The sequence below is a fragment of the Pseudomonas putida W15Oct28 genome (assembly GCF_000708715.2).
GTDB classification, from domain to species: Bacteria; Pseudomonadota; Gammaproteobacteria; order Pseudomonadales; family Pseudomonadaceae; genus Aquipseudomonas; species Aquipseudomonas putida_R.
In genome coordinates this window covers 64,278-89,990 of the sequence record NZ_JENB01000013.1, presented here as the reverse complement: position 1 = coordinate 89,990, position 25,713 = coordinate 64,278, and the positions used below count along the sequence as shown (strand labels likewise).

At 62.6% G+C, this 25,713-nt stretch carries 25 protein-coding genes; 18 read left to right on the top strand and 7 right to left on the bottom strand.

The window, feature by feature from the left end; genetic code table 11:
* Nucleotides 1-5: 5 nt before the first annotated feature.
* Nucleotides 6-1,166: a hypothetical protein gene (locus AK81_RS11485; protein WP_043199149.1), complete on the bottom strand. Its 1,161-nt coding sequence runs from the start codon at nt 1,164-1,166 to the stop codon at nt 6-8.
* 127 nt (nt 1,167-1,293) lie between these two features.
* Here AK81_RS11485 and AK81_RS11480 point away from each other — a divergent pair, with 127 nt between their 5' ends.
* Nucleotides 1,294-2,058: a secretin N-terminal domain-containing protein gene (locus AK81_RS11480; protein WP_193393757.1), complete on the top strand. Its 765-nt coding sequence runs from the start codon at nt 1,294-1,296 to the stop codon at nt 2,056-2,058.
* A gap of 493 nt (nt 2,059-2,551) precedes the next feature.
* Entirely contained in the window at nt 2,552-3,877 is a 1,326-nt protein-coding gene (aceA, locus tag AK81_RS11475; RefSeq protein WP_043199148.1) for an isocitrate lyase, read from the top strand.
* A gap of 237 nt (nt 3,878-4,114) precedes the next feature.
* Here aceA and AK81_RS11470 read toward each other — a convergent pair whose 3' ends face one another.
* Together AK81_RS11470 and AK81_RS11465 are read right to left on the bottom strand one after the other, a co-directional pair.
* Nucleotides 4,115-4,378: a DUF3077 domain-containing protein gene (locus tag AK81_RS11470; RefSeq protein ID WP_043199147.1), complete on the bottom strand. Its 264-nt coding sequence runs from the start codon at nt 4,376-4,378 to the stop codon at nt 4,115-4,117.
* 155 nt (nt 4,379-4,533) lie between these two features.
* On the bottom strand, nt 4,534-4,776 hold the full coding sequence (locus AK81_RS11465; RefSeq protein ID WP_043199144.1) for a hypothetical protein: 243 nt from the start codon (nt 4,774-4,776) through the stop codon (nt 4,534-4,536).
* 737 nt (nt 4,777-5,513) lie between these two features.
* Between AK81_RS11465 and AK81_RS11460 the strand changes: the two genes are divergently transcribed.
* The 14 genes from AK81_RS11460 (at nt 5,514) to nuoN (ending at nt 21,531) form a co-directional block, all read left to right on the top strand.
* Nucleotides 5,514-6,176 carry a lysoplasmalogenase gene (locus AK81_RS11460; protein ID WP_043199142.1) on the top strand — a complete coding sequence of 221 codons (663 nt, stop codon included), beginning with the start codon at nt 5,514-5,516 and terminating at the stop codon, nt 6,174-6,176.
* 383 nt (nt 6,177-6,559) lie between these two features.
* The gene (locus AK81_RS11455; protein WP_003251427.1) at nt 6,560-6,973 is read left to right on the top strand and encodes an NADH-quinone oxidoreductase subunit A; all 414 of its coding nucleotides are present in this window, start codon (nt 6,560-6,562) and stop codon (nt 6,971-6,973) included.
* A 10-nt stretch (nt 6,974-6,983) separates the two neighbouring features.
* Nucleotides 6,984-7,661, top strand: a complete 678-nt coding sequence (locus AK81_RS11450) for a NuoB/complex I 20 kDa subunit family protein (protein WP_012313769.1) — start codon at nt 6,984-6,986, stop codon at nt 7,659-7,661.
* Between the two features lie 78 nt (nt 7,662-7,739).
* A complete protein-coding gene (nuoC, locus tag AK81_RS11445) occupies nt 7,740-9,521 on the top strand; it encodes an NADH-quinone oxidoreductase subunit C/D (protein WP_043199139.1) in 1,782 nt (593 codons plus the stop codon).
* 2 nt (nt 9,522-9,523) lie between these two features.
* Nucleotides 9,524-10,021 (top strand): NADH-quinone oxidoreductase subunit NuoE, encoded by a 498-nt coding sequence (gene nuoE, locus AK81_RS11440; protein WP_012273294.1) that lies wholly within the window; start codon nt 9,524-9,526, stop codon nt 10,019-10,021.
* On the top strand, nt 10,018-11,397 hold the full coding sequence (nuoF, locus tag AK81_RS11435) for an NADH-quinone oxidoreductase subunit NuoF (RefSeq protein ID WP_043199137.1): 1,380 nt from the start codon (nt 10,018-10,020) through the stop codon (nt 11,395-11,397). Before nuoE ends, nuoF begins: the two co-directional genes overlap by 4 nt.
* A 132-nt stretch (nt 11,398-11,529) precedes the next feature.
* Complete coding sequence (gene nuoG / locus AK81_RS11430) at nt 11,530-14,244, top strand: NADH-quinone oxidoreductase subunit NuoG (protein ID WP_043199135.1); 2,715 nt, start codon at nt 11,530-11,532, stop codon at nt 14,242-14,244.
* Nucleotides 14,241-15,248 carry an NADH-quinone oxidoreductase subunit NuoH gene (nuoH, locus tag AK81_RS11425; RefSeq protein WP_012273297.1) on the top strand — a complete coding sequence of 336 codons (1,008 nt, stop codon included), beginning with the start codon at nt 14,241-14,243 and terminating at the stop codon, nt 15,246-15,248. Before nuoG ends, nuoH begins: the two co-directional genes overlap by 4 nt.
* Nucleotides 15,249-15,259: 11 nt before the next feature.
* Nucleotides 15,260-15,808, top strand: a complete 549-nt coding sequence (gene nuoI / locus AK81_RS11420) for an NADH-quinone oxidoreductase subunit NuoI (protein ID WP_027592814.1) — start codon at nt 15,260-15,262, stop codon at nt 15,806-15,808.
* Between the two features lie 10 nt (nt 15,809-15,818).
* On the top strand, nt 15,819-16,319 hold the full coding sequence (gene nuoJ / locus AK81_RS11415) for an NADH-quinone oxidoreductase subunit J (RefSeq protein ID WP_012313764.1): 501 nt from the start codon (nt 15,819-15,821) through the stop codon (nt 16,317-16,319).
* Between the two features lie 3 nt (nt 16,320-16,322).
* Nucleotides 16,323-16,631, top strand: coding sequence for an NADH-quinone oxidoreductase subunit NuoK (gene nuoK, locus AK81_RS11410; RefSeq protein ID WP_003251446.1), 309 nt, complete (start codon nt 16,323-16,325; stop codon nt 16,629-16,631).
* Complete coding sequence (nuoL, locus tag AK81_RS11405) at nt 16,628-18,481, top strand: NADH-quinone oxidoreductase subunit L (RefSeq protein WP_043199129.1); 1,854 nt, start codon at nt 16,628-16,630, stop codon at nt 18,479-18,481. Before nuoK ends, nuoL begins: the two co-directional genes overlap by 4 nt.
* A gap of 40 nt (nt 18,482-18,521) precedes the next feature.
* Nucleotides 18,522-20,054 carry an NADH-quinone oxidoreductase subunit M gene (nuoM, locus tag AK81_RS11400; protein WP_016498748.1) on the top strand — a complete coding sequence of 511 codons (1,533 nt, stop codon included), beginning with the start codon at nt 18,522-18,524 and terminating at the stop codon, nt 20,052-20,054.
* Between the two features lie 7 nt (nt 20,055-20,061).
* Nucleotides 20,062-21,531 (top strand): NADH-quinone oxidoreductase subunit NuoN, encoded by a 1,470-nt coding sequence (gene nuoN / locus AK81_RS11395; RefSeq protein ID WP_043199126.1) that lies wholly within the window; start codon nt 20,062-20,064, stop codon nt 21,529-21,531.
* 81 nt (nt 21,532-21,612) lie between these two features.
* On the opposite strand, the gene AK81_RS11390 is transcribed toward nuoN, so the two are convergent.
* On the bottom strand, nt 21,613-21,876 hold the full coding sequence (locus AK81_RS11390; protein ID WP_019470481.1) for an ogr/Delta-like zinc finger family protein: 264 nt from the start codon (nt 21,874-21,876) through the stop codon (nt 21,613-21,615).
* 179 nt (nt 21,877-22,055) lie between these two features.
* Between AK81_RS11390 and AK81_RS11385 the strand changes: the two genes are divergently transcribed.
* Nucleotides 22,056-22,448 carry a helix-turn-helix domain-containing protein gene (locus AK81_RS11385; RefSeq protein ID WP_043199123.1) on the top strand — a complete coding sequence of 131 codons (393 nt, stop codon included), beginning with the start codon at nt 22,056-22,058 and terminating at the stop codon, nt 22,446-22,448.
* Here AK81_RS11385 and AK81_RS11380 read toward each other — a convergent pair.
* Genes AK81_RS11380 through AK81_RS11370 form a run of 3 tightly spaced genes read right to left on the bottom strand, consistent with a single transcriptional unit; the run spans nt 22,445 to nt 23,407 of the window.
* On the bottom strand, nt 22,445-22,807 hold the full coding sequence (locus AK81_RS11380) for a hypothetical protein (RefSeq protein WP_043199121.1): 363 nt from the start codon (nt 22,805-22,807) through the stop codon (nt 22,445-22,447). The genes AK81_RS11385 and AK81_RS11380 overlap by 4 nt on opposite strands.
* Entirely contained in the window at nt 22,800-23,147 is a 348-nt protein-coding gene (locus AK81_RS11375) for a head completion/stabilization protein (protein WP_043199118.1), read from the bottom strand. Before AK81_RS11375 ends, AK81_RS11380 begins: the two co-directional genes overlap by 8 nt.
* An 11-nt stretch (nt 23,148-23,158) precedes the next feature.
* Complete coding sequence (locus AK81_RS11370; protein ID WP_043199116.1) at nt 23,159-23,407, bottom strand: helix-turn-helix domain-containing protein; 249 nt, start codon at nt 23,405-23,407, stop codon at nt 23,159-23,161.
* Between the two features lie 220 nt (nt 23,408-23,627).
* Between AK81_RS11370 and AK81_RS11365 the strand changes: the two genes are divergently transcribed.
* Nucleotides 23,628-25,700, top strand: coding sequence for a TonB-dependent receptor family protein (locus AK81_RS11365; protein ID WP_043199115.1), 2,073 nt, complete (start codon nt 23,628-23,630; stop codon nt 25,698-25,700).
* Nucleotides 25,701-25,713 lie beyond the last annotated feature (13 nt).

The window sequence follows — 25,713 nt, the reverse complement described above, 5'->3', positions numbered from 1 at the left end:
GCGGGCTAGCGCCCGGCGCGAGTCAACCATTCGGCCATGGACGAATCCTCCAGCGCGTACTCTCCACGATTGGCCTTCCATACCAGTTCCTTGTCGCGCAAGGCATCGAGGGCCTTCTGTACGTTAGGCGTGCTGGCGTTGACTTCTGCCTGGGCCTGCTCCAGCTTGCGCCTGATGTCCACCAAGGTCTGCTCAGTGAACGGCGAGAACGGATGTCGGCCCAGCGTGCGCTCTGCCATGACCTCAAGCACTGCCTGTTGCAAGGGTGAGAGTTCGTTCCAGGCACTTTCGTAGTCACTCCACACACCCGCCTGATGGTTGAGTGCCCCGGTGCGCAGCAGATCACCCAAGTTGCCCGCCTCACCCAGGCCAACGCTGACTTCGGCCAACAGTTTGTTGAGCATTTCCGGGCGCCGGCCGACCAGCTCGAAAGCGTACGCCAGGTCCTCTACCTTGAACTGGTTGTTATCGGCCAGGCGCCGGTTCCACAAGTCCGTGATGAATTCGACATATTCACGCCCCAGCAATGGAAATGGCGTGATGCTGGCACCGAAGAACGGCTGCTTGCTCTTGAGCACCAGGTTGGCCAACTTGTCGCGACTGGAGCCGGTGAACACCAGGCGCAAGCCGTCCGGACGGTCACCACGGTTGAGGTGGTCACGCGCAGCTTTCAGCGCAAACATCGCATTCAGGCCATCTTCGCTGTTCAGGGCGTGCTGGGCCTCGTCGATGATCAGCACCACCATCTGCCCTGATACCTCATGCAACACGGCAAGGGCCTGGGCCAGCGTAGTGCCTGCGGGGAGTTGCGGGCGGGTGAAATTCCAGCTGAGGGTGCGCAGCAGGTTTATCTTGTCGATACCGGCTTTCTTCGCAGTCCTGGCCAGCGCCCCTTCGAAGCTGCCCAGTGCAGTACCGATGGCGCCACTGATGAGTTCAGCCGGGGCAGCATCGCGGTCCGACCACAGGTCGAGGTAGACCGGTAGCCAACCTCGCTGTATGCACTCTGGAATGAGGTCGTTGTTGAGGAAGGTGCTCTTGCCCGTACGCCGGGGTGCGGCAAGGAACATACCCGAGCTGTAGTCGACCAGCGACTCGCCGGCCAGGTCTTGGGCCAGCGCGTTTGCCAACTGATCACGACGTAAGAGCGGGCGAACGGGAGACATGTAATTATCCTCAATTATCTTGCTGACTATAATTTATAGCCTACAAGATAAAATCCGATAAATCACCCAGTCATGCCACATCGCCGGCGTGACCCAGGTCCGGCAAGAAGCCAATAAATTTGCCATCATGTTGATTCCACCTGCGGAGATCATGGACATGCCGCTACGCCCCCTTTTCGCCTCCCTGCTGCTGGTTGCCAGCCTCGCCGCCCAGGCCGCCACCGAGGTGTTGCCACTGCAGCACCGCGCCAGCGCCGAACTGTTGCCTGCGGCACAGGCATTCATCGGCAAGGACGGCACGGTCAACGCCTTCGAGAACAAGCTGATCGTCAACGCCAGCCCCGAGCGCATCGACGACCTGCGCGCGTTGCTGCAGCAACTGGATACCGCCCCCAAACGCCTGCTGATCAGCGTCGACAACAACGACAGCAACTTTCAGGACAACCGCGGCAACGCACGCGTCATCCACTACGGCACCAGCAACCGTGACGGCGGCATGCAGCAGGTGCAGGCCAGCGAAGGCCAGCCTGCGCTCATTCAGGTTGGCCAGAGCATCCCTATCACCAGTACCAGCACCGACGGCTACGGGCGCATCCAGAGCAACACCGAATACCGCAACGTGACCCAGGGTTTCTACGTCACGCCAAGCCTGAGCGGTGACACGGTTCGTCTGCAAATAAGCACCAATAAAGACAGGATCAGCCAGGAACGTGCAGATGTAGTGAAAGTGCAAAGTACCGACACGACCGTCACCGGCAAGCTCGGCGAATGGATCACCCTGGCCGGCTACAACCAGCAGAGCCAAGCCGACCGCAGCGCGTCAAGCCGCAGTTACAGCACCCAGCGCGGTGAAAACATGACTTTGCGGGTAAAAGTCGACCTTCTCGACTGAACCCAGGCAACTCAAGGCCTCGACCAAAGGCCTGTAAACTGACCGCCAAGTCGCATTAGACCAAAGATGTAGTAAGTTAAAAAAGCCACTACAAAACATTTGACAGGGTCTTTTTCCCAAGGGCATGATGGCCTCGCTCCCGCTAATCAGGGGCCCTGGCAAGGGCCTTCGAGGCGTGCTCCTCCCACCCCTGGAGGCGCCTCGTGTCTATACGGCCCACAAGGCGGTTCGACGGGATTGCGACTGCAACGAAGAAGTTGTCCCGAGGGACGGAAGCGCATCACCGCAGTACTGGCAATCGCGTCGCACCGCAGCAAGGCAACCACGAGCCGACCTGCCGGAGCACACCTTCGCCTGACCTGCCCACCCTTCCCCCTTCGAGCCTTCGCGTTCGCCGCCGCACTCCTGCGAACAGGACAGCCGCCAAGCGCCCTGATCTGCACCCGAGCATCAGCACAATTAACCCAAGATCGATGCGACGAGGTTTATTTCCATGGCACTGACACGCGAACAGCAAATTGCAGCCCTCGAGAAAGACTGGGCCGAGAACCCGCGCTGGAAAGGCGTGACCCGTACCTACACCGCCGCTGATGTCGTTCGCCTGCGTGGCTCCCTGCAGCCAGAGCACACCCTGGCCCGCCAGGGCGCAGAAAAACTGTGGAAGCTGGTCACCCAAGGTGCCCACCCGTCCTTCCGCCCAGAAAAAGATTTCGTCAACTGCATGGGCGCCCTGACCGGCGGCCAGGCAGTACAGCAGGTAAAGGCTGGCATCCAGGCCATCTACCTGTCCGGCTGGCAAGTTGCCGCCGACAACAACTCGGCCGAGTCGATGTACCCTGACCAGTCGCTGTACCCGGTCGACTCGGTACCGACCGTGGTCAAGCGCATCAACAACTCGTTCCGCCGCGCCGACCAGATCCAGTGGAACGCCGGCAAGAACCCGGGCGACGAAGGCTACATCGACTACTTCGCACCGATCGTGGCGGACGCCGAAGCCGGTTTCGGTGGCGTACTGAACGCCTACGAGCTGATGAAGAACATGATCGAAGCAGGCGCCGCCGGCGTGCACTTCGAAGACCAGTTGGCCTCGGTTAAAAAATGCGGCCACATGGGCGGCAAGGTGCTGGTACCGACCCAGGAAGCCGTACAGAAGCTGGTGGCCGCGCGCCTGGCAGCTGACGTGTCGGGCGTACCGACCATCATCCTGGCCCGTACCGACGCCAACGCTGCCGACCTGCTGACCAGCGACTGCGACCCGTACGATCAGCCGTTCGTGATTGGCGAGCGTACCCGTGAAGGTTTCTACAAGGTCCGCGCCGGCCTCGACCAGGCCATCTCCCGCGGCCTGGCCTACGCGCCATACGCCGACCTGATCTGGTGCGAAACCGCAAAACCAGACCTGGACGAAGCCCGTCGCTTCGCCGAAGCAATCAAGAAGGAGTACCCGGACCAGATCCTGTCGTACAACTGCTCGCCTTCCTTCAACTGGAAGAAGAATCTGGACGACGCCACCATCGCCAAGTTCCAGCGTGAGCTGTCGGCCATGGGCTACAAGCACCAGTTCATCACCCTGGCTGGCATCCACAACATGTGGCACGGCATGTTCAACCTGGCGCACGACTACGCCCGCAACGACATGACCGCCTACGTGAAGCTGCAAGAGCAGGAATTCGCTGACGCCAGCAAAGGCTACACCTTCGTGGCGCACCAGCAGGAAGTGGGTACCGGTTACTTCGATGACATGACCACCGTGATCCAGGGTGGCGCTTCGTCGGTAACTGCCCTGACCGGCTCGACCGAGGAAGAGCAGTTCCACTGATAGTGGCTTGCTGCCGAACAACGGCCCAAGGCTCTCGCGAGCCTTGGGCCTTTCTCTTTGCTGATACCAGACCGACCAGGAATACACGGAACCTGCAGGAGCGGCCTTGTGTCGCGAAAGGGCTGCGCAGCAGCCCCAAGGTTTCGGCGCAGATGCACAAATTGCCGGGGCTGCTGCGCAGCCCTTTCGCGACACAAGGCCACTCCTACAGGGGTGATCGTGCAGGCCTGCGGTATGTCAGTGCTTCATGCCCAGCTCTGCGTCATCCATCAGCGCCTTGGCCATTGCACTCAGGTAGTGAGCAGCCCAGATCATCATGGGCTTTTCCTCCATCAGGCCAGTGATGGTCAGCTCACGGACATAGCCCATCAACTCCGACGACTGCTCACGGGCATCGCGGCAGGGAATGCCGGGTTCGATTCGGAACAGTGGGTGGGTGCCATTTTCGCCTTGATAGAAAGTGGTCTTGCCAACCGTGAACTGGGTGTCTTCTGCTGTCATTGTTCAATCCCCTGAAAATCCTCTAATGCCTGGGCCGGCCCTTTCGCGGGCTCGCCCGCTCCCACAGGTACTGTGCAAGTCTTGAGGCCTGTGGTGATCCTGTGGGAGCGGGCGTGCCCGCGAAGGGGCCGGCCCTGACAACACATTGATCCGCCTTAGTGCGAAGTCCTGGGCTCTGCGGGCATCTGCACCTGAACCAATGCCGACTCCAGCAAAGCCCGCAGCGCCTCCAGTTCATGCATGGAGGTCATCATCAGGATCGAAGCCGGTGATCTGGGCTGAAGCAGCAACGCCTGATGCACCACGGTGGCCGCGCACAGTGCGTAGTCGGTGGCCTGGATCAGGGTGTCTTCGAGGGAATGGGGGTTGTGGGGTGGGTCGGGGACAATTTTCAGCATGACTCGCTCCTTTCTTTCCTGTTTGGCTGTCATCCGCCTGCTGTCAAACGGTTGGGTGGCAGCTATGCGCGGGTTGACAGACCGGTGGAAAGAAAGAAAGACCGGCGCACGCGAACGTGCCCACACGCACAGCCGCCATTGAGGCAAAGCGAGTGCACCTTCTTTCAATTCCGGCCTGTCAAAGCCGTGTCGTTGATGTGCAACGACAGGCCGAGACTAGAGCGCTGCCAGAGGGGCCGCAATGGAAAAAAGGCGGCAAGAGTATGTTTGGGAAATGGCCTACAGGGAAGGGGTTAAATCCGACATTTCAGGTGTTCTGCGCCCGATAGCATCAGGGCGGCGAGGTGATCGGTTTGGATTTTGCGGTGCTGCGGAGATCGAGCGCCGCCCGCGCGGCGCTTCGCGGCACAAGGCCGCTCCCACATCTGTTTCGGGCCAGTCACTCCTGTGAGGCTACCGCTGCCCGCCTTGTCTGTCCCCTTCGATATTGAAGGTTGCATCGCTGCTCCTATCAATCTCCAGCCATGCACCCAGGGTCCGCGCGCCTATGGCACAGGAATAATTGGCCCGAAACAGATGTAGGAGCAGCCTTGTGCTGCGAAGCGCCGCGCGGGCGGCGCCCGGTCTCACAGGCGCCGCATTCCTTTCGCCAAGCCCATGGCAGCCCTGACACAACCCAAAGAGCAAATCCCAGGATCAGGTCTATGCTTGAGGCAGCACAGTAGCAAGGACCGCCCATGCCTCGTCCAAGCCACCTGATGATTCTCGCCCTGGCCGCCGCTGCCCTCTATCTATATGCACTGGCCAGCAACAACACCTTGCTCGCCCTGCTGGCCAAGCCCGTTCCCGTCCTGGCGCTTATCGCCTGGCTGCGCGGCGCCCCCGCCACACCGTATGGCAGGTGGATCTCGATCGGCCTGGGCTTCTCGGTCGTCGGCGACATACTGCTGGCTGTCCCTGCCGACCTGTTCGTGTTCGGCCTGGCCGCCTTCCTCTGTGCCCACCTGGCCTACCTGCGCGCCTATTGCGGCATCACCCTGCGCCCTGCCCTGCCCGCACTGATAGCCAGCGCCATCACCGGCATCTTGCTGCTCGGCGTACTTGCCAGCCACGGCCTCGGCCCACTGCTGATCCCGGTCGCACTGTATGCCCTGGCCATCAGCGCCATGCTCTGGCGCGCCCTGGCCTGTGGCGGGCTGGCCGCAATCGGCGCCGGCCTGTTCGTGCTCTCAGACAGCCTGATCGGCATCGACCGCTTCGTCAGCCCGTTCGCCGCCGCGCCGTACCTGATCATCCTCACCTACTGGCTCGGCCAGTGGGCGATTGCTTCATCAGCCAGTCACCGCTCAACCGATAAAGTATTGACCCAGAGCGGTGCGCGCAGTGTCGGAAGCTGCTAGAACAGGAGTCTTTCGCATTTGCAAGTAGGGGGACTCGCCAGATGAACTTTACAAGGTACAGAACAGCCAAATTACATGGCATCAGGTCAAATGATATTAATTATCATTCCGAAACTTGTAATTCGTTACCAGTCGCAAGAAACATAATTAACAAAATCGCACGCAATGCCCGAATTTCAAGGCTTTCAGCCATTTACGAGTGCCTTTTGTTCTTAATCCTACGAATAAATTTGCGACAGAAATTTTACTTGCACCAGGTTTACCCATAAAATCAGCGCGATTGATTCAGCTGCGACATTTGGTCACTGCACCTGCGACACCACGTCGCCGCTTTACTTATTTCAGACTGCAGAGCTGGGTCTCTGTGTATAAGGATCTTTAGCATGTCCGATTCGGCAGGACTCATCGCCCACAACTGGGGCTTTGCCATCTTCCTCCTGGGTGTCGTCGGCCTGTGTGCCTTCATGCTCGGCCTGTCCAGCCTGCTCGGTAGCAAGGCCTGGGGCCGCGCCAAGAACGAACCCTTCGAATCCGGCATGCTGCCCGTCGGCAGCGCCCGCCTGCGCCTGTCCGCCAAATTCTATCTGGTCGCGATGCTGTTCGTGATCTTCGATATCGAAGCCCTCTTTCTCTTTGCATGGTCTGTGTCCGTCCGCGAAAGCGGCTGGACCGGGTTCGTCGAAGCTCTCGTTTTCATAGCAATTCTGTTGGCAGGTCTTGTCTACCTATGGCGCGTCGGTGCTCTTGATTGGGCTCCCGAAGGTCGCCGCAAGCGGCAAGCGAAGCTGAAACAATGAGGCTTTGGCAATGCAATACAATCTCACCAGAATCGATCCGGATGCGCCTAACGAGCAGTACCCGGTAGGTGAACGGGAAACCGTCACCGATCAGCTGCTAGAGGACCAGGTCCACAAGAACATCTACATGGGGAAACTCGAAGATGTGCTGCGTGGCGCGGTCAACTGGGGGCGCAAGAACTCCCTCTGGCCGTACAACTTCGGCCTGTCCTGCTGCTACGTGGAAATGACCACGGCCTTCACGGCGCCCCACGACATCGCCCGCTTCGGCGCCGAAGTCATCCGGGCATCGCCGCGTCAGGCCGACTTCATGGTCATCGCCGGTACCTGCTTCATCAAGATGGCGCCGATCATCCAGCGCCTGTATGAGCAGATGCTCGAGCCGAAATGGGTCATCTCCATGGGTTCGTGCGCCAACTCCGGTGGCATGTACGACATCTACTCGGTCGTTCAGGGGGTCGACAAGTTCCTCCCCGTGGACGTCTATGTGCCTGGCTGCCCGCCACGCCCTGAGGCTTTCCTGCAAGGCTTGATGCTGTTGCAGGAGTCGATCGGCCAAGAACGACGCCCGCTTTCCTGGGTTGTTGGTGATCAAGGTATTTACCGTGCCGAGATGCCAGCCCAGAAAGACCTGCGTCGTGAGCAGCGCATTGCAGTAACCAACCTGCGCAGCCCCGACGAAGTCTGATCCAGCGACCTGCCGCCCGCTCCCCTGGAGCCGGCGGCCTGGCTTCATTCTTAACGTTGACCCAAAGCGACCGAGACCATGACAGCGGACAACGCTATTTTTATTCCGCCCTACAAGGCTGACGACCAGGATGTGGTCGTCGAACTGAACAACCGTTTTGGCGCCGAAGCATTCGTCGCCCAGGAAACCCGCACCGGCATGCCCGTGCTGTGGGTCAAGCGCGCCCAGCTCAAAGAGGTGCTCAGCTTCCTGCGCGGTGTCGCCAAGCCTTACAGCATGCTGTACGACCTGCACGGCGTCGACGAACGCCTGCGCACCCAGCGCCGTGGCCTGCCGGCCGCCGACTTCAGCGTGTTCTACCACCTGATGTCGATCGAGCGTAACAGCGATGTGATGATCAAGGTGTCGCTGAGCGAAGGCGACCTGAACCTGCCGACCGTGACCGGTATCTGGCCAAACGCCAACTGGTACGAGCGCGAAGTGTGGGACATGTTCGGCATCGACTTTGCCGGCCACCCGCACCTCAGCCGCATCATGATGCCGCCCACCTGGGAAGGTCACCCGCTGCGCAAGGACTACCCGGCCCGTGCCACCGAGTTCGATCCCTACAGCCTGACCCTGGCCAAGCAACAGCTTGAAGAAGAGTCGGCGCGTTTCAACCCGGAAGCCTGGGGCATGAAGCGTCAGGGCGCCAATGAGGACTACATGTTCCTCAACCTCGGCCCCAACCACCCTTCGGCGCACGGTGCGTTCCGTATCGTCCTGCAGCTGGACGGTGAAGAGATCGTCGACTGCGTACCGGACATCGGCTACCACCACCGTGGCGCCGAGAAAATGGCCGAGCGCCAGTCCTGGCACAGCTTCATCCCCTACACCGACCGTATCGACTACCTCGGCGGGGTGATGAACAACCTGCCGTACGTACTGGCAGTGGAAAAGCTGGCAGGCATCAAGGTGCCGCAGAAGGTCGACGTGATTCGCGTCATGCTGGCCGAGTTCTTCCGGATCACCAGCCACCTGCTGTTCCTGGGTACCTACATCCAGGACGTGGGCGCCATGACCCCGGTGTTCTTCACCTTCACCGACCGCCAGCGCGCCTACACCGTAATCGAAGCGATCACCGGTTTCCGCCTGCATCCGGCCTGGTACCGCATCGGTGGCGTCGCCCACGACCTGCCGCGCGGCTGGGAAAAACTGGTCAAGGACTTCGTCGATTGGCTGCCAAAGCGCCTCGACGAGTACACCAAGGCTGCCCTGCAGAACAGCATCCTCAAGGGCCGTACCATTGGCGTTGCCGCGTACAACACCAAGGAAGCCCTGGAATGGGGCACCACCGGTGCCGGCCTGCGCTCTACCGGTTGCGATTTCGACCTGCGCAAAGCCCGCCCTTACTCCGGCTACGAAAACTTCGAATTCGAAGTACCGCTGGCCCACAACGGCGATGCCTATGATCGCTGCATGGTCCGTGTCGAGGAGATGCGCCAGAGTATCCGCATCATCGACCAGTGCCTGCGCAACATGCCGGAAGGCCCGTACAAGGCGGATCACCCGCTGACCACGCCGCCGCCGAAAGAGCGCACCCTGCAGCACATCGAGACCCTCATCACGCACTTCCTGCAAGTCTCGTGGGGCCCGGTCATGCCGGCCAACGAGTCGTTCCAGATGATCGAGGCGACCAAGGGCATCAACAGTTACTACCTGACGAGCGATGGCGGCACCATGAGCTACCGCACCCGGATCCGTACCCCGAGCTACCCGCACCTGCAGCAGATCCCTTCGGTGATCAAAGGCAGCATGGTCGCCGACCTCATTGCGTACCTGGGCAGTATCGACTTCGTTATGGCTGACGTGGACCGCTAAGCATGAACAGCACGCTTATCCAGACAGACCGTTTCGCCCTGAGCGAAACAGAGCGCTCGGCCATCGAGCACGAGATGCATCACTACGAGGACCCGCGCGCGGCGTCCATCGAAGCCCTGAAGATCGTCCAGAAGGAACGTGGCTGGGTGCCGGACGGCGCCATCCACGCCATCGGCGAGGTGCTGGGCATTCCGGCCAGCGACGTCGAGGGTGTAGCCACCTTCTACAGCCAGATCTTCCGCCAGCCGGTCGGCCGCCACATCATCCGCGTGTGCGACAGCATGGTCTGCTACATCGGCGGCCATGAATCGGTCGTCAGCCAGATCCAGAGCGAGCTGGGCATCGGCCTCGGCCAGACCACCGCCGACGGCCGCTTCACCCTGCTGCCCGTGTGCTGCCTGGGCAACTGCGACAAGGCCCCGGCGCTGATGATCGACGACGACACCTTTGGCGACGTGCAGCCCGCTGGCGTCACCAAACTGCTGGAGGGTTACGTATGACCATTACTTCCTTCGGCCCGGCCAACCGCATTGCGCGTTCGGCCGAAACCCACCCGCTGACCTGGCGCCTGCGTGACGACGGCGAGCCGGTATGGCTTGCCGAGTACCAGGCCAAGAACGGCTACGCCGCTGCCCGCAAGGCACTGAGCGAGATGTCGCAAGACGACATCGTGCAGAACGTCAAGGACTCCGGCCTCAAGGGCCGTGGTGGCGCAGGCTTCCCCACTGGCGTGAAGTGGGGCCTGATGCCCAAAGACGAATCCATGAACATCCGCTACCTGCTGTGCAACGCGGACGAAATGGAGCCGAACACCTGGAAGGACCGCATGCTGATGGAGCAACAGCCCCATCTGCTGGTCGAGGGCATGCTGATCAGCGCCCGCGCCCTGAAGGCCTACCGTGGCTACATCTTCCTGCGTGGCGAATACACCACCGCAGCGAAAAACCTCAACCGCGCCATCGATGAAGCCAAGGCCGCCGGCCTGCTGGGCAAGAACATCCTGGGCTCCGGTTTCGATTTCGAGCTGTTCGTGCACACCGGTGCCGGCCGCTACATCTGCGGTGAAGAAACCGCACTGATCAACTCGCTGGAAGGCCGCCGCGCCAACCCGCGCTCCAAGCCGCCCTTCCCTGCCGCCGTGGGCGTATGGGGCAAGCCGACTTGCGTGAACAACGTCGAAACCCTGTGCAACGTACCGGCCATCGTCGCCAACGGCAACGACTGGTACAAGTCGCTGGCCCGCGAAGGCAGCGAAGACCACGGCACCAAACTGATGGGCTTCTCCGGCAAGGTCAAGAACCCGGGCCTGTGGGAGCTGCCGTTCGGCGTCACCGCCCGCGAGCTGTTCGAAGACTACGCCGGTGGCATGCGCGACGGCTTCAAGCTCAAGTGCTGGCAGCCAGGCGGCGCCGGTACCGGCTTCCTGCTGCCCGAGCACCTCGACGCGCAGATGTACGCCGGTGGCATCGCCAAGGTCGGCACCCGTATGGGTACTGGCCTGGCCATGGCGGTGGACGACAGCGTCAACATGGTCTCGCTGCTGCGCAACATGGAAGAGTTCTTCGCCCGCGAGTCGTGCGGCTGGTGCACGCCATGCCGTGACGGCCTGCCGTGGAGCGTGAAAATGCTGCGCGCACTGGAAAACGGGCAAGGCCGCGCCGAAGACATCGAGACGCTGCTGGGCCTGGTCAACTTCCTCGGCCCGGGCCGTACCTTCTGTGCTCACGCACCGGGTGCCGTCGAGCCGCTGGGCAGTGCCATCAAATACTTCCGCTCCGAGTTCGAGGCCGGTGTCGCCCCAGCCAGTGCTGCCGACGCCCTGCGCCCGAACCTGGCCAAGCCAGTGCCGAGCGGGCCGATCGTGGTCGGCGCATAACAAGATGAGCTGCGGGTGGTCCGTGCCACCCGCCAACCTGCAGGCCGGCCCGAATGATTCGCGGCGGGCCGCAGGCGTACAGATTTCCATTAGCCACGCCCGCTCACGCGGGCCAACGAAGAACTTTGAACAATGGCCACTATCCACGTAGACGGCAAAGCGCTCGAAGTCAACGGTGCAGACAACCTGTTACAGGCGTGTCTGTCGCTAGGCCTCGACATCCCTTATTTCTGCTGGCACCCGGCGCTTGGTAGCGTTGGCGCCTGCCGGCAGTGCGCGGTCAAGCAGTACACCGACGAGAACGACACCCGTGGTCGTATCGTCATGTCCTGCATGACCCCTGCCTCCGACGGCACCTGGATTTCCATCGAAGATGACGAGTCCAAGGCGTTTCGCGCCAGCGTCGTCGAATGGCTGATGACCAACCACCCGCACGACTGCCCGGTGTGCGAGGAAGGCGGTCACTGCCACCTGCAAGACATGACGGTAATGACCGGCCACAACGAGCGCCGCTACCGTTTCACCAAACGTACCCACCAGAACCAGGACCTCGGCCCGTTCATCTCCCATGAGATGAACCGCTGTATCGCCTGCTATCGCTGCGTGCGCTACTACAAGGATTACGCCGGTGGTACCGACCTGGGCGTCTACGGCGCCCACGACAACGTGTACTTCGGCCGCGTCGAAGACGGCGTGCTGGAAAGCGAATTCTCCGGCAACCTGACCGAGGTCTGCCCCACCGGTGTGTTCACCGACAAGACCCACTCCGAGCGCTACAACCGCAAGTGGGACATGCAGTTCGCCCCAAGCATCTGCCACGGCTGCTCCAGCGGCTGCAACATCAGCCCGGGCGAGCGCTACGGCGAACTGCGTCGTATCGAAAACCGCTTCAACGGCTCGGTCAACCAGTACTTCCTGTGCGACCGCGGCCGCTTTGGCTACGGCTACGTCAACCGCAAGGACCGCCCACGCCAGCCACACCTGGCCGACGGCACCAAGCTGGGCCTGGACGCTGCCCTGGACAAGGCTGCCGACCTGCTGCGCGGCCGTACCATCGTCGGTATCGGCTCGCCACGCGCCAGCCTCGAAAGCAACTACGGCCTGCGTGAGCTGGTCGGCGCCGAGTACTTCTACTCCGGCATGGAAGCTGGCGAACTGGCCCGCGTGCGCCTGGCCCTGAACGTGCTGAACAACAGCCCGCTGCCGGTGCCGACCCTGCGCGACATCGAAGACCACGACGCCGTGTTCGTGCTCGGTGAAGACCTGACCCAGACCGCTGCCCGCGTCGCCCTGGCTGTACGCCAGGCCACCAAAGGCAAGGCCGAGGCCATGGCCGAAGCGATGAAAGTGCAGCCGTGGCTCGACGCCGCGGTGAAGAACATCGGCCAGCACGCGCTGTACCCGCTGTTCATCGCCTCCCTGGCTGAAACCAAGCTGGACGACGTCGCCGAAGAATGCGTGCACGCCGCCCCGGCCGACCTGGCCCGCATCGGTTTCGCCGTGGCCCACGCCATCGATCCGAGCGCACCTGCCGTTGCCGGCCTGGACGACGAAGCCAAGGCCCTGGCCCAACGCATCGCCGACGCCCTGGTCGCCGCCAAGCGCCCACTGGTTGTAGCCGGCACCTCGCTGGCCGACCCGGCGCTGATCGAAGCCGCCGCCAACATCGCCAAGGCCCTGAAGCTGCGCGAGAAGAACGGCTCGCTGAGCCTGGTGGTGCCTGAGGCCAACAGCATCGGCCTGGCCATGCTCGGTGGCGAGTCCATCGATGCCGCGCTGGACGCGGTCATCAGCGGCAAGGCCGACGCTATCGTCGTGGTGGAAAACGACCTGTACGCCCGCGTATCGGCCGCCAAGGTCGACGCTGCCCTGGCTGCGGCCAAGGTGGTGATCGTTGCCGACCACTCCAAGACCGCGACTGTCGACCGCGCCCACCTGGTACTGCCGGCGGCCTCGTTCGCCGAAGGCGACGGTACCCTGGTCAGCCAGGAAGGCCGTGCCCAGCGCTTCTTCCAGGTGTTCGACCCGCAGTACCTGGACAGCAGCATCCAGATCCACGAAGGCTGGCGCTGGATGCACGCCCTGCGTGCCACCCTGCTGAACAAGCCGGTCGACTGGACCCAGCTGGACCACGTCACCAGCGCCTGCGCCGAAGCCGCCCCGCAACTGGCCGGCATCGTCAACGCCGCACCAAGCGCCGCGTTCCGCATCAAGGGCATGAAGCTGGCCCGTGAACCGCTGCGTTACTCCGGCCGTACTGCCATGCGCGCCAACATCAGCGTGCACGAGCCGCGTACCCCGCAAGACAAGGACACCGCGTTCGCCTTCTCCATGGAAGGTTACTCGGGCTCCGCCGAACCGCGCCAGCAGGTGCCGTTCGCCTGGTCGCCGGGCTGGAACTCGCCGCAAGCCTGGAACAAGTTCCAGGACGAGGTCGGTGGCCACCTGCGTGCCGGTGACCCGGGCGTGCGCCTGATCGAATCGCAAGGCGACCGCCTGAGCTGGTTCAGCGCCATTCCGGGTGCCTTCAGCCCGGCCCGTGGCACCTGGACTGCCGTGCCGTTCTTCCACCTGTTCGGCAGCGAAGAAAGCTCCTCGCGCGCCGCCCCGGTGCAACAGCGCATCCCGGCTGCCTACGTGGCCCTGGCCAAGTCCGAAGCCGACCGCCTGGGTGTCAACGAGGGTGCTCTGCTGAGCCTGAACGTTGCCGGTGTGGCCCTGCGCCTGCCGCTGCGCATCAATGAAGAGCTGGGCGCTGGCCTGGTCGCGCTGCCGAAAGGCCTGGCCGGCATTCCGCCTGCCATCTTCGGTGCATCCGTCGAAGGCCTGCAGGAGGCAGCACAATGAGCTGGTTCACCCCCGAAGTGATCGATGTGATCATCCAGGTCGTCAAGGCTATCGTGGTGCTGCTGGCCGTGGTGGTCTGCGGCGCCCTGCTCAGCTTCGTCGAGCGCCGCTTGCTGGGCTGGTGGCAGGACCGTTACGGCCCGAACCGGGTCGGCCCGTTCGGTATGTTCCAGATCGCTGCCGACATGCTGAAGATGTTCTTCAAGGAAGACTGGAACCCGCCCTTCGTCGACAAGATGATCTTCACCCTGGCGCCGGTCGTGGCCATGAGCGCCCTGCTGATCGGCTTCTCGATCATCCCGATCACACCGGGCTGGGGCGTTGCCGACCTGAACATCGGCCTGCTGTTCTTCTTCGCCATGGCCGGCCTGTCGGTCTACGCGGTGCTGTTCGCCGGCTGGTCGTCGAACAACAAGTACGCCCTGCTGGGCAGCTTGCGTGCTTCGGCACAGACCGTGTCGTACGAAGTGTTCCTGGGCCTGGCGCTGATGGGCGTGGTGGTGCAGGTGGGTTCGTTCAACATGCGCGACATCGTCGAGTACCAGGCGCAGAACCTGTGGTTCATCATTCCGCAGTTCTTCGGCTTCTGCACCTTCTTCATCGCTGGCGTCGCCGTGACTCACCGTCACCCGTTCGACCAGCCGGAAGCAGAACAGGAACTGGCCGACGGCTACCACATCGAGTATGCCGGCATGAAATGGGGCATGTTCTTCGTCGGTGAGTACATCGGCATAATCCTCATCTCGGCGCTGCTGGTAACCCTGTTCTTCGGTGGCTGGCACGGCCCGTTCGGCATCCTGCCGCAAGTGCCGTTCCTGTGGTTCGCCCTGAAGACCGCGTTCTTCATCATGCTGTTCATCCTGCTGCGCGCCTCAATCCCGCGCCCGCGCTATGACCAGGTGATGGACTTCAGCTGGAAGTTCTGCCTGCCGCTGACCCTGATCAATTTGCTGGTGACCGCTGCGATCGTGCTTTACAACACGCCAGCCGTCGCGGCCCAGTGAGGATTTGACCCATGTTCAAGTATATCGGCGACATCGTTAAGGGCACCGGCACTCAGCTGCGCAGCCTGGCAATGGTGTTCTCCCACGGGTTCCGCAAGCGCGACACCCTGCAGTACCCCGAAGAAGCTGTGTACCTGCCGCCGCGCTACCGCGGCCGCATCGTCCTCACCCGCGACCCCGATGGCGAGGAGCGCTGCGTAGCGTGCAACCTCTGCGCGGTGGCCTGCCCGGTTGGCTGCATCTCGCTGCAGAAGGCCGAGACCGAGGATGGTCGCTGGTACCCGGAATTCTTCCGCATCAACTTCTCGCGTTGCATTTTCTGCGGCCTGTGTGAAGAAGCGTGCCCGACCACCGCGATCCAGCTGACTCCGGATTTCGAAATGGCCGAGTTCAAGCGTCAGGACCTGGTGTACGAGAAAGAAGATCTGCTGATCTCCGGCCCCGGCAAAAACCCTGACTACAACTTCTACCGTGTTGCGGGCATGGCAATCGCTGGCAAGCCGAAAGGCTCTGCGCAGAACGAAGCCGAACCGATCAACGTGAAGAGCTTGCTCCCATAAGGACAGAAAGATGGAATTCGCTTTCTACTTCGCATCCGGGATCGCCGTGGTCTCCACCCTTCGGGTGGTGACCGGCACAAACCCCGTGCACGCCTTGCTTTACCTGATCATTTCGCTGATTTCCGTGGCCATGATCTTCTTCGCCCTGGGTGCGCCGTTCGCCGGCGCCCTGGAAGTGATCGCCTACGCCGGCGCCATCATGGTGCTGTTCGTGTTCGTGGTGATGATGCTCAACCTGGGGCCGGCTTCGGTCGCCCAGGAGCGCGGCTGGCTCAAGCCCGGTATCTGGGCAGGGCCGGTGATCCTCGGCACCCTGCTGCTGCTGGAACTGCTGTACGTGCTGTTCGTGACCCCGAGCGGCGCTGGCATCAGTGGCACCACCGTGGGCCCGAAAGAAGTGGGCATCAGCCTGTTCGGCCCGTACCTGCTGGTGGTCGAACTGGCCTCGATGCTGCTGCTGGCTGCAGCCGTCACCGCCTTCCACCTGGGCCGCAACGAGGCGAAGGAGTAAATCATGGGTGCTATCCCTCTCGAACATGGCCTGGCGGTCGCCGGTATCCTGTTCTGCTTAGGTCTGGTTGGCCTGATGGTCCGCCGCAACATCCTCTTCGTGCTCATGAGCCTGGAAGTCATGATGAACGCCTCTGCCCTGGCGTTCGTCGTCGCCGGCGCCCGTTGGGTCCAGCCCGACGGCCAGGTGATGTTCATTCTGGTGATCAGCCTGGCAGCCGCCGAGGCCAGCATTGGCCTGGCCATCCTGCTGCAGCTGTATCGCCGCTTCCACACTCTCGACATCGATGCTGCCAGTGAGATGCGCGGATGAACCTTATCTTCCTGACTTTCGTCTTCCCCCTGATCGGCTTCCTGCTGCTGTCGTTCTCGCGCGGGCGGTTCTCGGAGAACCTGTCCGCCCTGATCGGCGTCGGCTCGGTGGGCCTCTCGGCCGCCACCGCCGCCTACGTCATCTGGCAATTCAACGTCGCACCGCCTGAAGGCGGCGCTTACAGCCAGTTGCTGTGGCAGTGGATGTCGGTGGACGGCTTTGCGCCGAACTTCACCCTGTACGTGGACGGCCTGTCGGTCACCATGCTCGGCGTGGTCACCGGTGTCGGCTTCCTGATCCACCTGTTCGCGTCCTGGTACATGCGTGGCGAAGCCGGCTACTCGCGCTTCTTCTCGTACACCAACCTGTTCATCGCCAGCATGCTGTTCCTGATCCTTGGCGATAACCTGCTGTTCATCTACTTCGGCTGGGAAGGCGTGGGCCTGTGCTCGTACCTGTTGATCGGTTTCTACTACAGCAACCGCAACAACGGTAACGCGGCACTCAAGGCGTTCATTGTCACCCGCATCGGCGACGTGTTCCTGGCCATCGGCCTGTTCATCCTGTTTGCCCAGCTGGGCACGCTGAACGTGCAGGAACTGCTGGTGCTGGCACCGCAGAAGTTCCAGGCTGGCGACACCTGGATGGTGCTGGCAACGCTGATGCTGCTGGGCGGTGCGGTCGGTAAATCGGCCCAGCTGCCACTGCAGACCTGGCTGGCCGACGCCATGGCGGGCCCGACCCCGGTTTCGGCACTGATCCACGCTGCAACAATGGTGACCGCGGGCGTATACCTGATCGCCCGTACCAACGGCCTGTTCCTGCTGGCGCCAGACATCCTGCACCTTGTAGGTGTGGTCGGTGGCGTGACCCTGGTACTGGCTGGCTTCGCCGCCCTGGTACAGACCGACATCAAGCGTATCCTCGCCTACTCGACCATGAGCCAGATCGGCTACATGTTCCTGGCCCTTGGCGTTGGCGCCTGGGACGCGGCGATCTTCCACCTGATGACCCACGCCTTCTTCAAGGCCCTGCTGTTCCTTGCCTCCGGTGCGGTGATCGTTGCCTGCCACCACGAGCAGAACATCTTCAAGATGGGCGGCCTGTGGAAGAAACTGCCACTGGCCTACGCCAGCTTCGTGGTCGGTGGTGCTGCCCTGGCCGCCCTGCCGATCGTGACCGTGGGCTTCTACTCCAAGGACGAGATCCTCTGGGAAGCCTTCGCCAGCGGCAACACCGGCCTGTTGTACGCCGGCCTGGTCGGTGCATTCATGACCTCGCTGTACACCTTCCGCCTGATCTTCATCGCCTTCCACGGCGAAGCCAAGACCGAAGCTCACGCAGGCCACGGCATCAGCCACTGGCTGCCGCTGGGCGTGCTGATCGTGCTGTCGACTTTCGTTGGTGCCTGGATTCACCCACCACTGGCAGGCGTACTTCCGCAAAGCGCCGGCCACGCCGGTGGCGAAGCCAAGCACGCGCTGGAGATCACCTCCGGTGCCATCGCCATCGCCGGTATCCTGCTGTCGGCCCTGCTGTTCCTGGGCAAGCGCACCTTTGTCAGCGCGGTTGCCAACAGCGGCATCGGTCGTGTCCTGTCGGCCTGGTGGTTAGCCGCCTGGGGCTTCGACTGGATCTACGACAAGCTTTTCGTCAAACCGTACCTGCTGATCTGCCACATCCTGCGCAAGGACCCGGTAGACCGCAGCATCGGCCTGATTCCCCGGATGGCGCGTGGCGGCCATGTCGCCATGAGCAAGACCGAGACAGGCCAACTGCGCTGGTACACCGCCTCTATCGCCGTCGGTGCCGTGCTGGTACTCGGCGCCGTGCTGGTGGCTGCGGTATGACACTGAATCTTGCGACTTTGCCAAAGGAAACCAACCCGTCATGATTTTGCCTTGGCTGATCCTGATCCCCTTCATCGGCGGCTTCCTGTGCTGGCTGGGTGAGCGCTTCGGCGCCACCTTGCCGCGCTGGATCGCGCTGCTGACCATGTCCCTGCTGCTCGGCATCGGCCTCTGGCTGTGGGCGACCGGCGACTACACCCTCGCCCCCGCTCCGGGCGCCGAGCCTGCCTGGGCCCTGGAATACAAACTCCAGTGGATCCAGCGCTTCGGCATCAGCATCCACCTGGCCCTCGACGGCCTGTCGCTGCTGATGATCCTGCTCACCGGCCTGCTCGGTGTGCTGTCGGTACTGTGTTCCTGGAAAGAGATCCAGCGCCACGTCGGCTTCTTCCACCTCAACCTGATGTGGATCCTCGGCGGCGTGGTCGGTGTGTTCCTGGCCCTGGACCTGTTCCTGTTCTTCTTCTTCTGGGAAATGATGCTGGTGCCGATGTACTTCCTCATCGCGCTCTGGGGTCACAGCTCGGCAGACGGCAAGAAGACCCGGATCTACGCGGCGACCAAGTTCTTCATCTTCACCCAGGCCAGCGGCCTGATCATGCTGGTGGCGATCCTTGGCCTGGTGCTGGTCAACTACAACACCACCGGCGTGCTCACCTTCAACTACAGCGACCTGCTCAAGGCCGAGCTGCCAGCCGGTGTCGAGTACGTGCTGATGCTGGGCTTCTTCATCGCCTTCGCGGTGAAGCTGCCGGTAGTGCCGTTCCACTCCTGGCTGCCTGACGCTCACGCCCAGGCACCGACCGCAGGCTCCGTGGACCTGGCCGGTATCTTGCTGAAGACAGCGGCCTACGGCCTGCTGCGCTTCGCCCTGCCGCTGTTCCCGAACGCCTCGGCCGAGTTCGCGCCGATCGCCATGACCCTGGGCCTGATCGGTATCTTCTACGGTGCCTTCCTGGCCTTTGCGCAAACCGACATCAAGCGCCTGATCGCCTTCTCCAGCGTCTCGCACATGGGCTTCGTGCTGATCGGCATCTACTCCGGCAGCCAGCAGGCCCTGCAAGGCGCGGTGATCCAGATGCTGGCCCACGGCCTGTCGGCTGCGGCACTGTTCATCCTGTCCGGCCAGCTGTACGAGCGCCTGCACACCCGTGACATGCGTCAGATGGGCGGCCTGTGGCACCGCATCGCCTACCTGCCGGCCATCAGCCTGTTCTTCGCCGCAGCGTCGCTGGGCCTGCCGGGTACCGGCAACTTCGTCGGCGAGTTCCTGATCCTGATCGGCAGCTTCGCGCATGTACCATGGATCACCGTGATCGCCACCACCGGCCTGGTATTCGGTTCGGTCTACTCGCTGATCATGATCCACCGCGCCTACTTCGGCCCGGCCAAGGCCGACACCGTGCTGGCTGGCATGGACGGCCGCGAGCTGATCATGGTGCTGGGCCTGGCGGTACTGCTGATCCTGCTGGGCGTGTATCCGCAGCCGTTCCTCGACACCTCTGCCGCCACCATGAGTGGTGTGCAGCAGTGGCTCGGTTCCGCTTTCACTCAACTCGCTTCGGCCCGGTAAGAGCGCTATGGAATTCACCACTCAACACTTCATCGCATTGGCGCCGATGCTGATCACCACCATCACCACGGTGGTGGTGATGCTGGCGATCGCCTGGAAGCGCAACCACTCGCAGACCTTCCTGCTGTCCACCGTGGGCCTGAACCTGGCCCTGCTGTCGATCCTGCCGGCGCTGAAGGTCGCGCCGCTGGCGATCACCCCGCTGATTACCATCGACAAGTTCGCCTGCCTGTACATGGCGATCATCCTGGTGGCGACGCTGGCGTGCGTCACCTTGGCCCACGCCTACCTCGGCGAAGGCTCCAAGGGCTTCCCGGGCAACCGTGAAGAACTGTACCTGCTGCTGCTGATGTCGGCCCTCGGTGGCCTGGTGCTGGTCAGCGCCAACCACCTGGCCGGCCTGTTCATCGGCCTGGAGCTGCTGTCGGTACCGGTCTACGGCCTGGTGGCGTATGCCTTCTTCAACAAGCGATCACTGGAAGCCGGCATCAAGTACATGGTGCTGTCGGCCGCAGGCTCGGCCTTCCTGCTGTTTGGCATGGCCCTGCTGTACGCCGATGCCGGTAGCCTGAGCTTCGACCAGATCGGCAAAGCCCTGGCTACCACCAGCATGCCAAGCCTGGTGGCCCAGCTGGGCCTGGGCATGATGCTGGTCGGCCTGGCGTTCAAGCTGTCGCTGGTACCGTTCCACCTGTGGACCCCGGACGTGTACGAAGGCGCCCCGGCGCCGGTCGCCGCGTTCCTGGCAACCGCCAGCAAGGTGGCAGTCTTCGCCGTGGTCGTGCGCCTGTTCATGCTCTCCCCTGCTGCCAGCAGCGGCGTGCTGAGCACCGTACTGGCGGTGATCGCCGTGGCCTCGATCCTGGTCGGTAACCTGCTGGCGCTGACCCAGAGCAACCTGAAGCGCCTGCTGGGTTACTCGTCCATCGCGCACTTCGGCTACCTGGTCATCGCGCTGGTTGCCAGCAAGGGCCTGGCCATGGAAGCCATGGGCGTGTACCTGGTCACCTACGTGATCACCAGCCTGGGTGCCTTCGGCGTCATTACCCTGATGTCCTCGCCTTACGGCGGCCGTGATGCCGATGCCCTGTACGAGTACCGCGGCCTGTTCTGGCGCCGTCCGTACCTGACCGCGGTACTGACCGTGATGATGCTGTCGCTGGCGGGTATCCCGCTGACCGCCGGCTTCATCGGCAAGTTCTACATCATCGCCACCGGCGTCGAGTCGCACCTGTGGTGGCTGGTCGGCGCCCTGGTGATCGGTAGCGCCATCGGCGTTTACTACTACCTGCGCGTCATGGTCACCCTGTACCTGGTCGAACCAAACCTGCGTCGCCACGATGCCCCGCTGAAGTGGGAACAGCGCACCGGCGGCGTCATGCTGCTGGCCATCGCCATTGTTGCCTTCGTGCTCGGCGTCTACCCGCAGCCGTTGCTGGAACTGGTCCAGCAAGCCGGCCTGCAACTGATCGGCTGATCGCCCCGGCAACACAAAACACCCCGCCTATGCGGGGTGTTTTTTTATCTGCGCATTTTTTTGCCTGCCCCCTATGACGCCTCACTCAACCGGGCTGGCCTGGCCGGCCCCAGGCAGGGCGGCCTTGCGCAAATCGCCATTGGCCGAAGGCAGGTACACTTCCGGATTGGGCATCCCGCTGGGGGAGAGTTCATGGGTCATTTCGAATTCGGCGCGTACTGACCAGCCGCACGCCTCGGTGGTGCATTGCAAATAAGCGATACGCAGGAAAATATGGCGCCCTTCGCTGGTGCGTATGCGCATCCGGCTATGGCAATGCGGGCAAACCAGCTTGTAAGTACTCACGGCAAGTACCTGCTAGCATTGCCCAGGCCAACTTGTGTGTCAGTATTGGCTGCAACTGTGGGTGTATTCTTCAATTTGATGGTTCTCATTGCAGAAGTGCTCCTTAAAACGCAGGGCTGTATTCATAACGAGTAGTTTAAGCCCATGGAATATCATTAAACCAGTCATGGATATTTGTTATGAGTACTCACGTACTTGCTTCGGTGCTCACGCGCCTCAAGCTTCTGACCGGCGCCCAGTCCGATGCCGACTTGTCACGCGCACTGTCGGTCAGCCCGCAAACGCTCAGCAGCTGGAAGGTGCGCGACAGCATCCCGTACTCACTTTGCATAGACATGGCCAGGCAGCACGCATGCTCGCTGGACTGGTTGCTATTGGGCGAAGTGGAACAGCACCAGGCGCGCCAAGGTGAAGCAGGCTGGGAGTTCGACATGCTCGAGCGGCTGCGCACATTGTCGCCAGCTGATCGCCAGGCCATCCTGCTGCTCATCAAGGACAAGCAACGCATCCAGCACCTGGAACAGCAATTGAGCGAACTGACCAGCCACTTGCCCAAAGCCGCCAGCGGCTAACCTCGGCGGCGCCAGCGCTGGATGAGTTCGCGCGGGTCGAGCGTATCCAGCCAGACCATGACCTTGAGGCTGATGGGGATCACCACCACGGCGGCCACGAATGCCGCCATGCCGCGGGTCAACAAGGGCGCCAATGACGAAACCAGCGGCTCGAACAGGTGGCCGACACCCACGGTCACGAACACCAGCAACAGCTTCTTGCCCAGCGTCAGGCGCCTGGTCGCACTGGTGATCAACCGGTCGCGCGCCGCGCCCACCAGCAAAGCCCCCAGAAGCGCGGCAAACAACACACTGCCATCCACACTCAGCAGCTCAATCAGCCCCGGGGCCCAGCGGTCGACAACAGATTCCTCATGCATGAGCCGTCCCCCGACGCGCAGCGGGCAGGTAAGCGCTTGCGCCCAGGCTGTACAGGACCGCGGCTTCAACAAAGCGGATGTAGCACACCCGCAATGCGCGCCCTTGGTCATGCCCGGCCACATCCTCCAGGCGCTTGTAGCCCCGCTCTCGCAGCACCGCCCGCCAGCGTGCAAATTCCCGTGCGGCATCAATGGCGGCACAACGTGCGGCCACTTCCAGGGCGGCCTCACTGACCGGCCACGGCAGGTTCAGGCGCTCACGCAGCCTGCCAAGGTCCACCCGTGGCCAGAATGGGTCATGGCTGTCGGCATAACGCGGTAACCGAGGGTCGTTGCTCATACCTCACCCCCTCATTGCTCGGCCAGCATGCCGTAGCGAATGGCCTTGATCACTGCCGCCACCCGGGTAGGCACATCGAACTTGCGCAGGATGTTGGACACGTGGAAGTTCACCGTCGACTCCTTGCATTCCAGGATCCGGCCGATCTCCCACGAGCTCTTGCCGTAGGCACACCACAACAGCACTTGCCGTTCACGGGGCGTCAGGCGAACCGGGGCGTCCGCCGAGGGTTGCTGCGGGTGTAGTGCGTTGTCAGTCATGCTGGTACTCCACGGGTGATTGAGCGAGGCATCGCTGCCGATCTGCAGTCACCTTACGAAGCCCATGGCGCCTGGCTCCACCGCTGCGGCTTGTAAAGAACTTTCGTACAAAACCGTCTGACAAAAGTTACGCAAGATTTGCTGGCTTTCTGCGTGCTCCAAGCGGCATTTCGCTCGTCTCAACGCCGTTGTCCATTCGTCTTTCGCCTGGAGTCGTACAATGCGTTCCGTTTTTTCCCCATCGTCCTGCCTTGGCCTGCTAGCTGCCTTTGCTGCCGCCCAGCCCGCCCTGGCAGCATCCTCGGTCGAATTGGGCCAGGTGCTGATCACCGATGAGGAGCAGAACGACCTGACAGCTGCCAGCGAACGCCTGCGCGAGGTGCCAGGCGCCAGCAACCTGGTGGACATGCAACGCGTGGGGCAAGGCCGAGTGGCCAGCAACCAGGACGTGCTGGCCTACCAGCCCGGCGTATTCGCCCAATCGGCGGGCAACGATGGCATCAAACTGTCGATCCGCGGCTCGGGCATCAACCGCGCACCGGGTGCCCACGGCTCCGGGGTGTACACGATGTTCGACGGCCTGCCGCTGACTGGCCCGGGCGGTACACCCTACGAGCTGTTCGAGCCGCTGTGGCTGAGCCGTGCCGAAGTGCTGCGCGGCGCCAATGGTTTCGACCAGGGTGCCCTGGCGCTGGGCGGTGCGATCAACTACGTCACCCACACCGGCTACGACGCCGCGCCGCTGCAGGTGCGCTACGAGGTGGGCAGCCGCGGTTACCAGCACCGGCACATCAGCTCGGGGCAAGTGCTGGGCAACCTCGACTACTACGTGGCCCTGACCGACTCGGAATATGACGGCTATCAGGCGCACAGCAGCGGCAGCGCCAAGGGCATTGCCGCCAACGTCGGCTACCGCTTCAACCCGAACCTGGAAACGCGCTTCTACCTGCGCTACCGGGAAACGGAAAACGAACTGGCCGGGCGCCTGACCAAAGACCAGATCAAGCACCACCCGCGCGCAGCCAACCCGGCCTATCTGGCCCGCGACGACAGCCGCCCGCAACCAGGCAGCACCTGGGTGGGCAACAAGACCACCTTCTACCTCGACGACGATGCGCGCGTGGAAGCCGGCCTGGTCTATCACGACTACCCGATGGACCTGCGTGAAGGCCCGATGCGCCTGAAGGTCGCCTATACCGATGTCAGCGGCACGCTGAACTATTTCCGCCGCGACACGCTGCTTGGCCACGAAAGCAAGACCACCATCGGCTGGCGTACTACCAAGCACCTGCCCAACAGCGGCGCGTCACAATTTGCCCGCAATGGCGATGTATTCGGCGCGCGTACCCGTGACTTCACCTACCAGGGCTCGGACACCGTGCTGCATGTCGGCAACGACCTGGAACTGGTCCCCGACCTGTGGCTGACCACGGGCCTGGCGATGATCTACACCCGCCGCGAAAGTGACGTGACCTACCCGGCCGAAGGCGGCAAGGTGAGCATGCATGACTGGGACTATGCACCACGCCTGGGCCTGCGCTACGACATCCGCCCGGACCTGCAGGTGTACGGCAACCTCAGCCGCTCGGTAGAACCGCCCCACCCGTGGTCGCTGATCTGGAGCGCGCCCAGCACAGGCGGCAAGCAGATCCAGCCGATCGAGATGCAGAACCAGACTGCCACTACCCTGGAGCTGGGCGCGCGTGGCGACTCGGCACTCGGCCGCTGGGACCTTGCCTGGTACTACTCGCAAGTGCGCCACGAACTGTTGGCCGTGGAAGTGGTGCCGAACTTCACCTCGGAGTTCAACGCCAGCGCGACCGTGCACCAGGGCGTGGAGGCCGGCCTCGAAAGCACCCTGTGGGAACGCGCCGGTACCGGCAAGCTGAGCTTGCGCCAGGCCTATACCTTCAGCGACTTCCACTACCGTGATGACGACACGTTTGGCGACAACCGCCTGCCCGGCATCCCCATGCACTACTACCAGGCCGAACTTCGCTATGACTGGCCGAGCGGATTCTACGCCGGGGTCAACACGCAGATGGCCTCCAAGGTGCAGGTGGACTATGCCAACAGCTACCACGCCGATGAATATGCCTTGCTCGGCGCGCGCCTAGGCTGGGATTCACCGAAACAGGACTGGCAGACCTGGCTGGACCTGCGCAACCTGACCAACAAGCGCTATGCCGCGACGGTGACGCCGACCTACAACGACGCCGGCAAGGACAACGCCCGCTCGACGCCGGGTGAAGGGTTTGGCGTATACGCAGGGGTTTCCTACAGCTTCCGCTAACCCTTGCGATGCG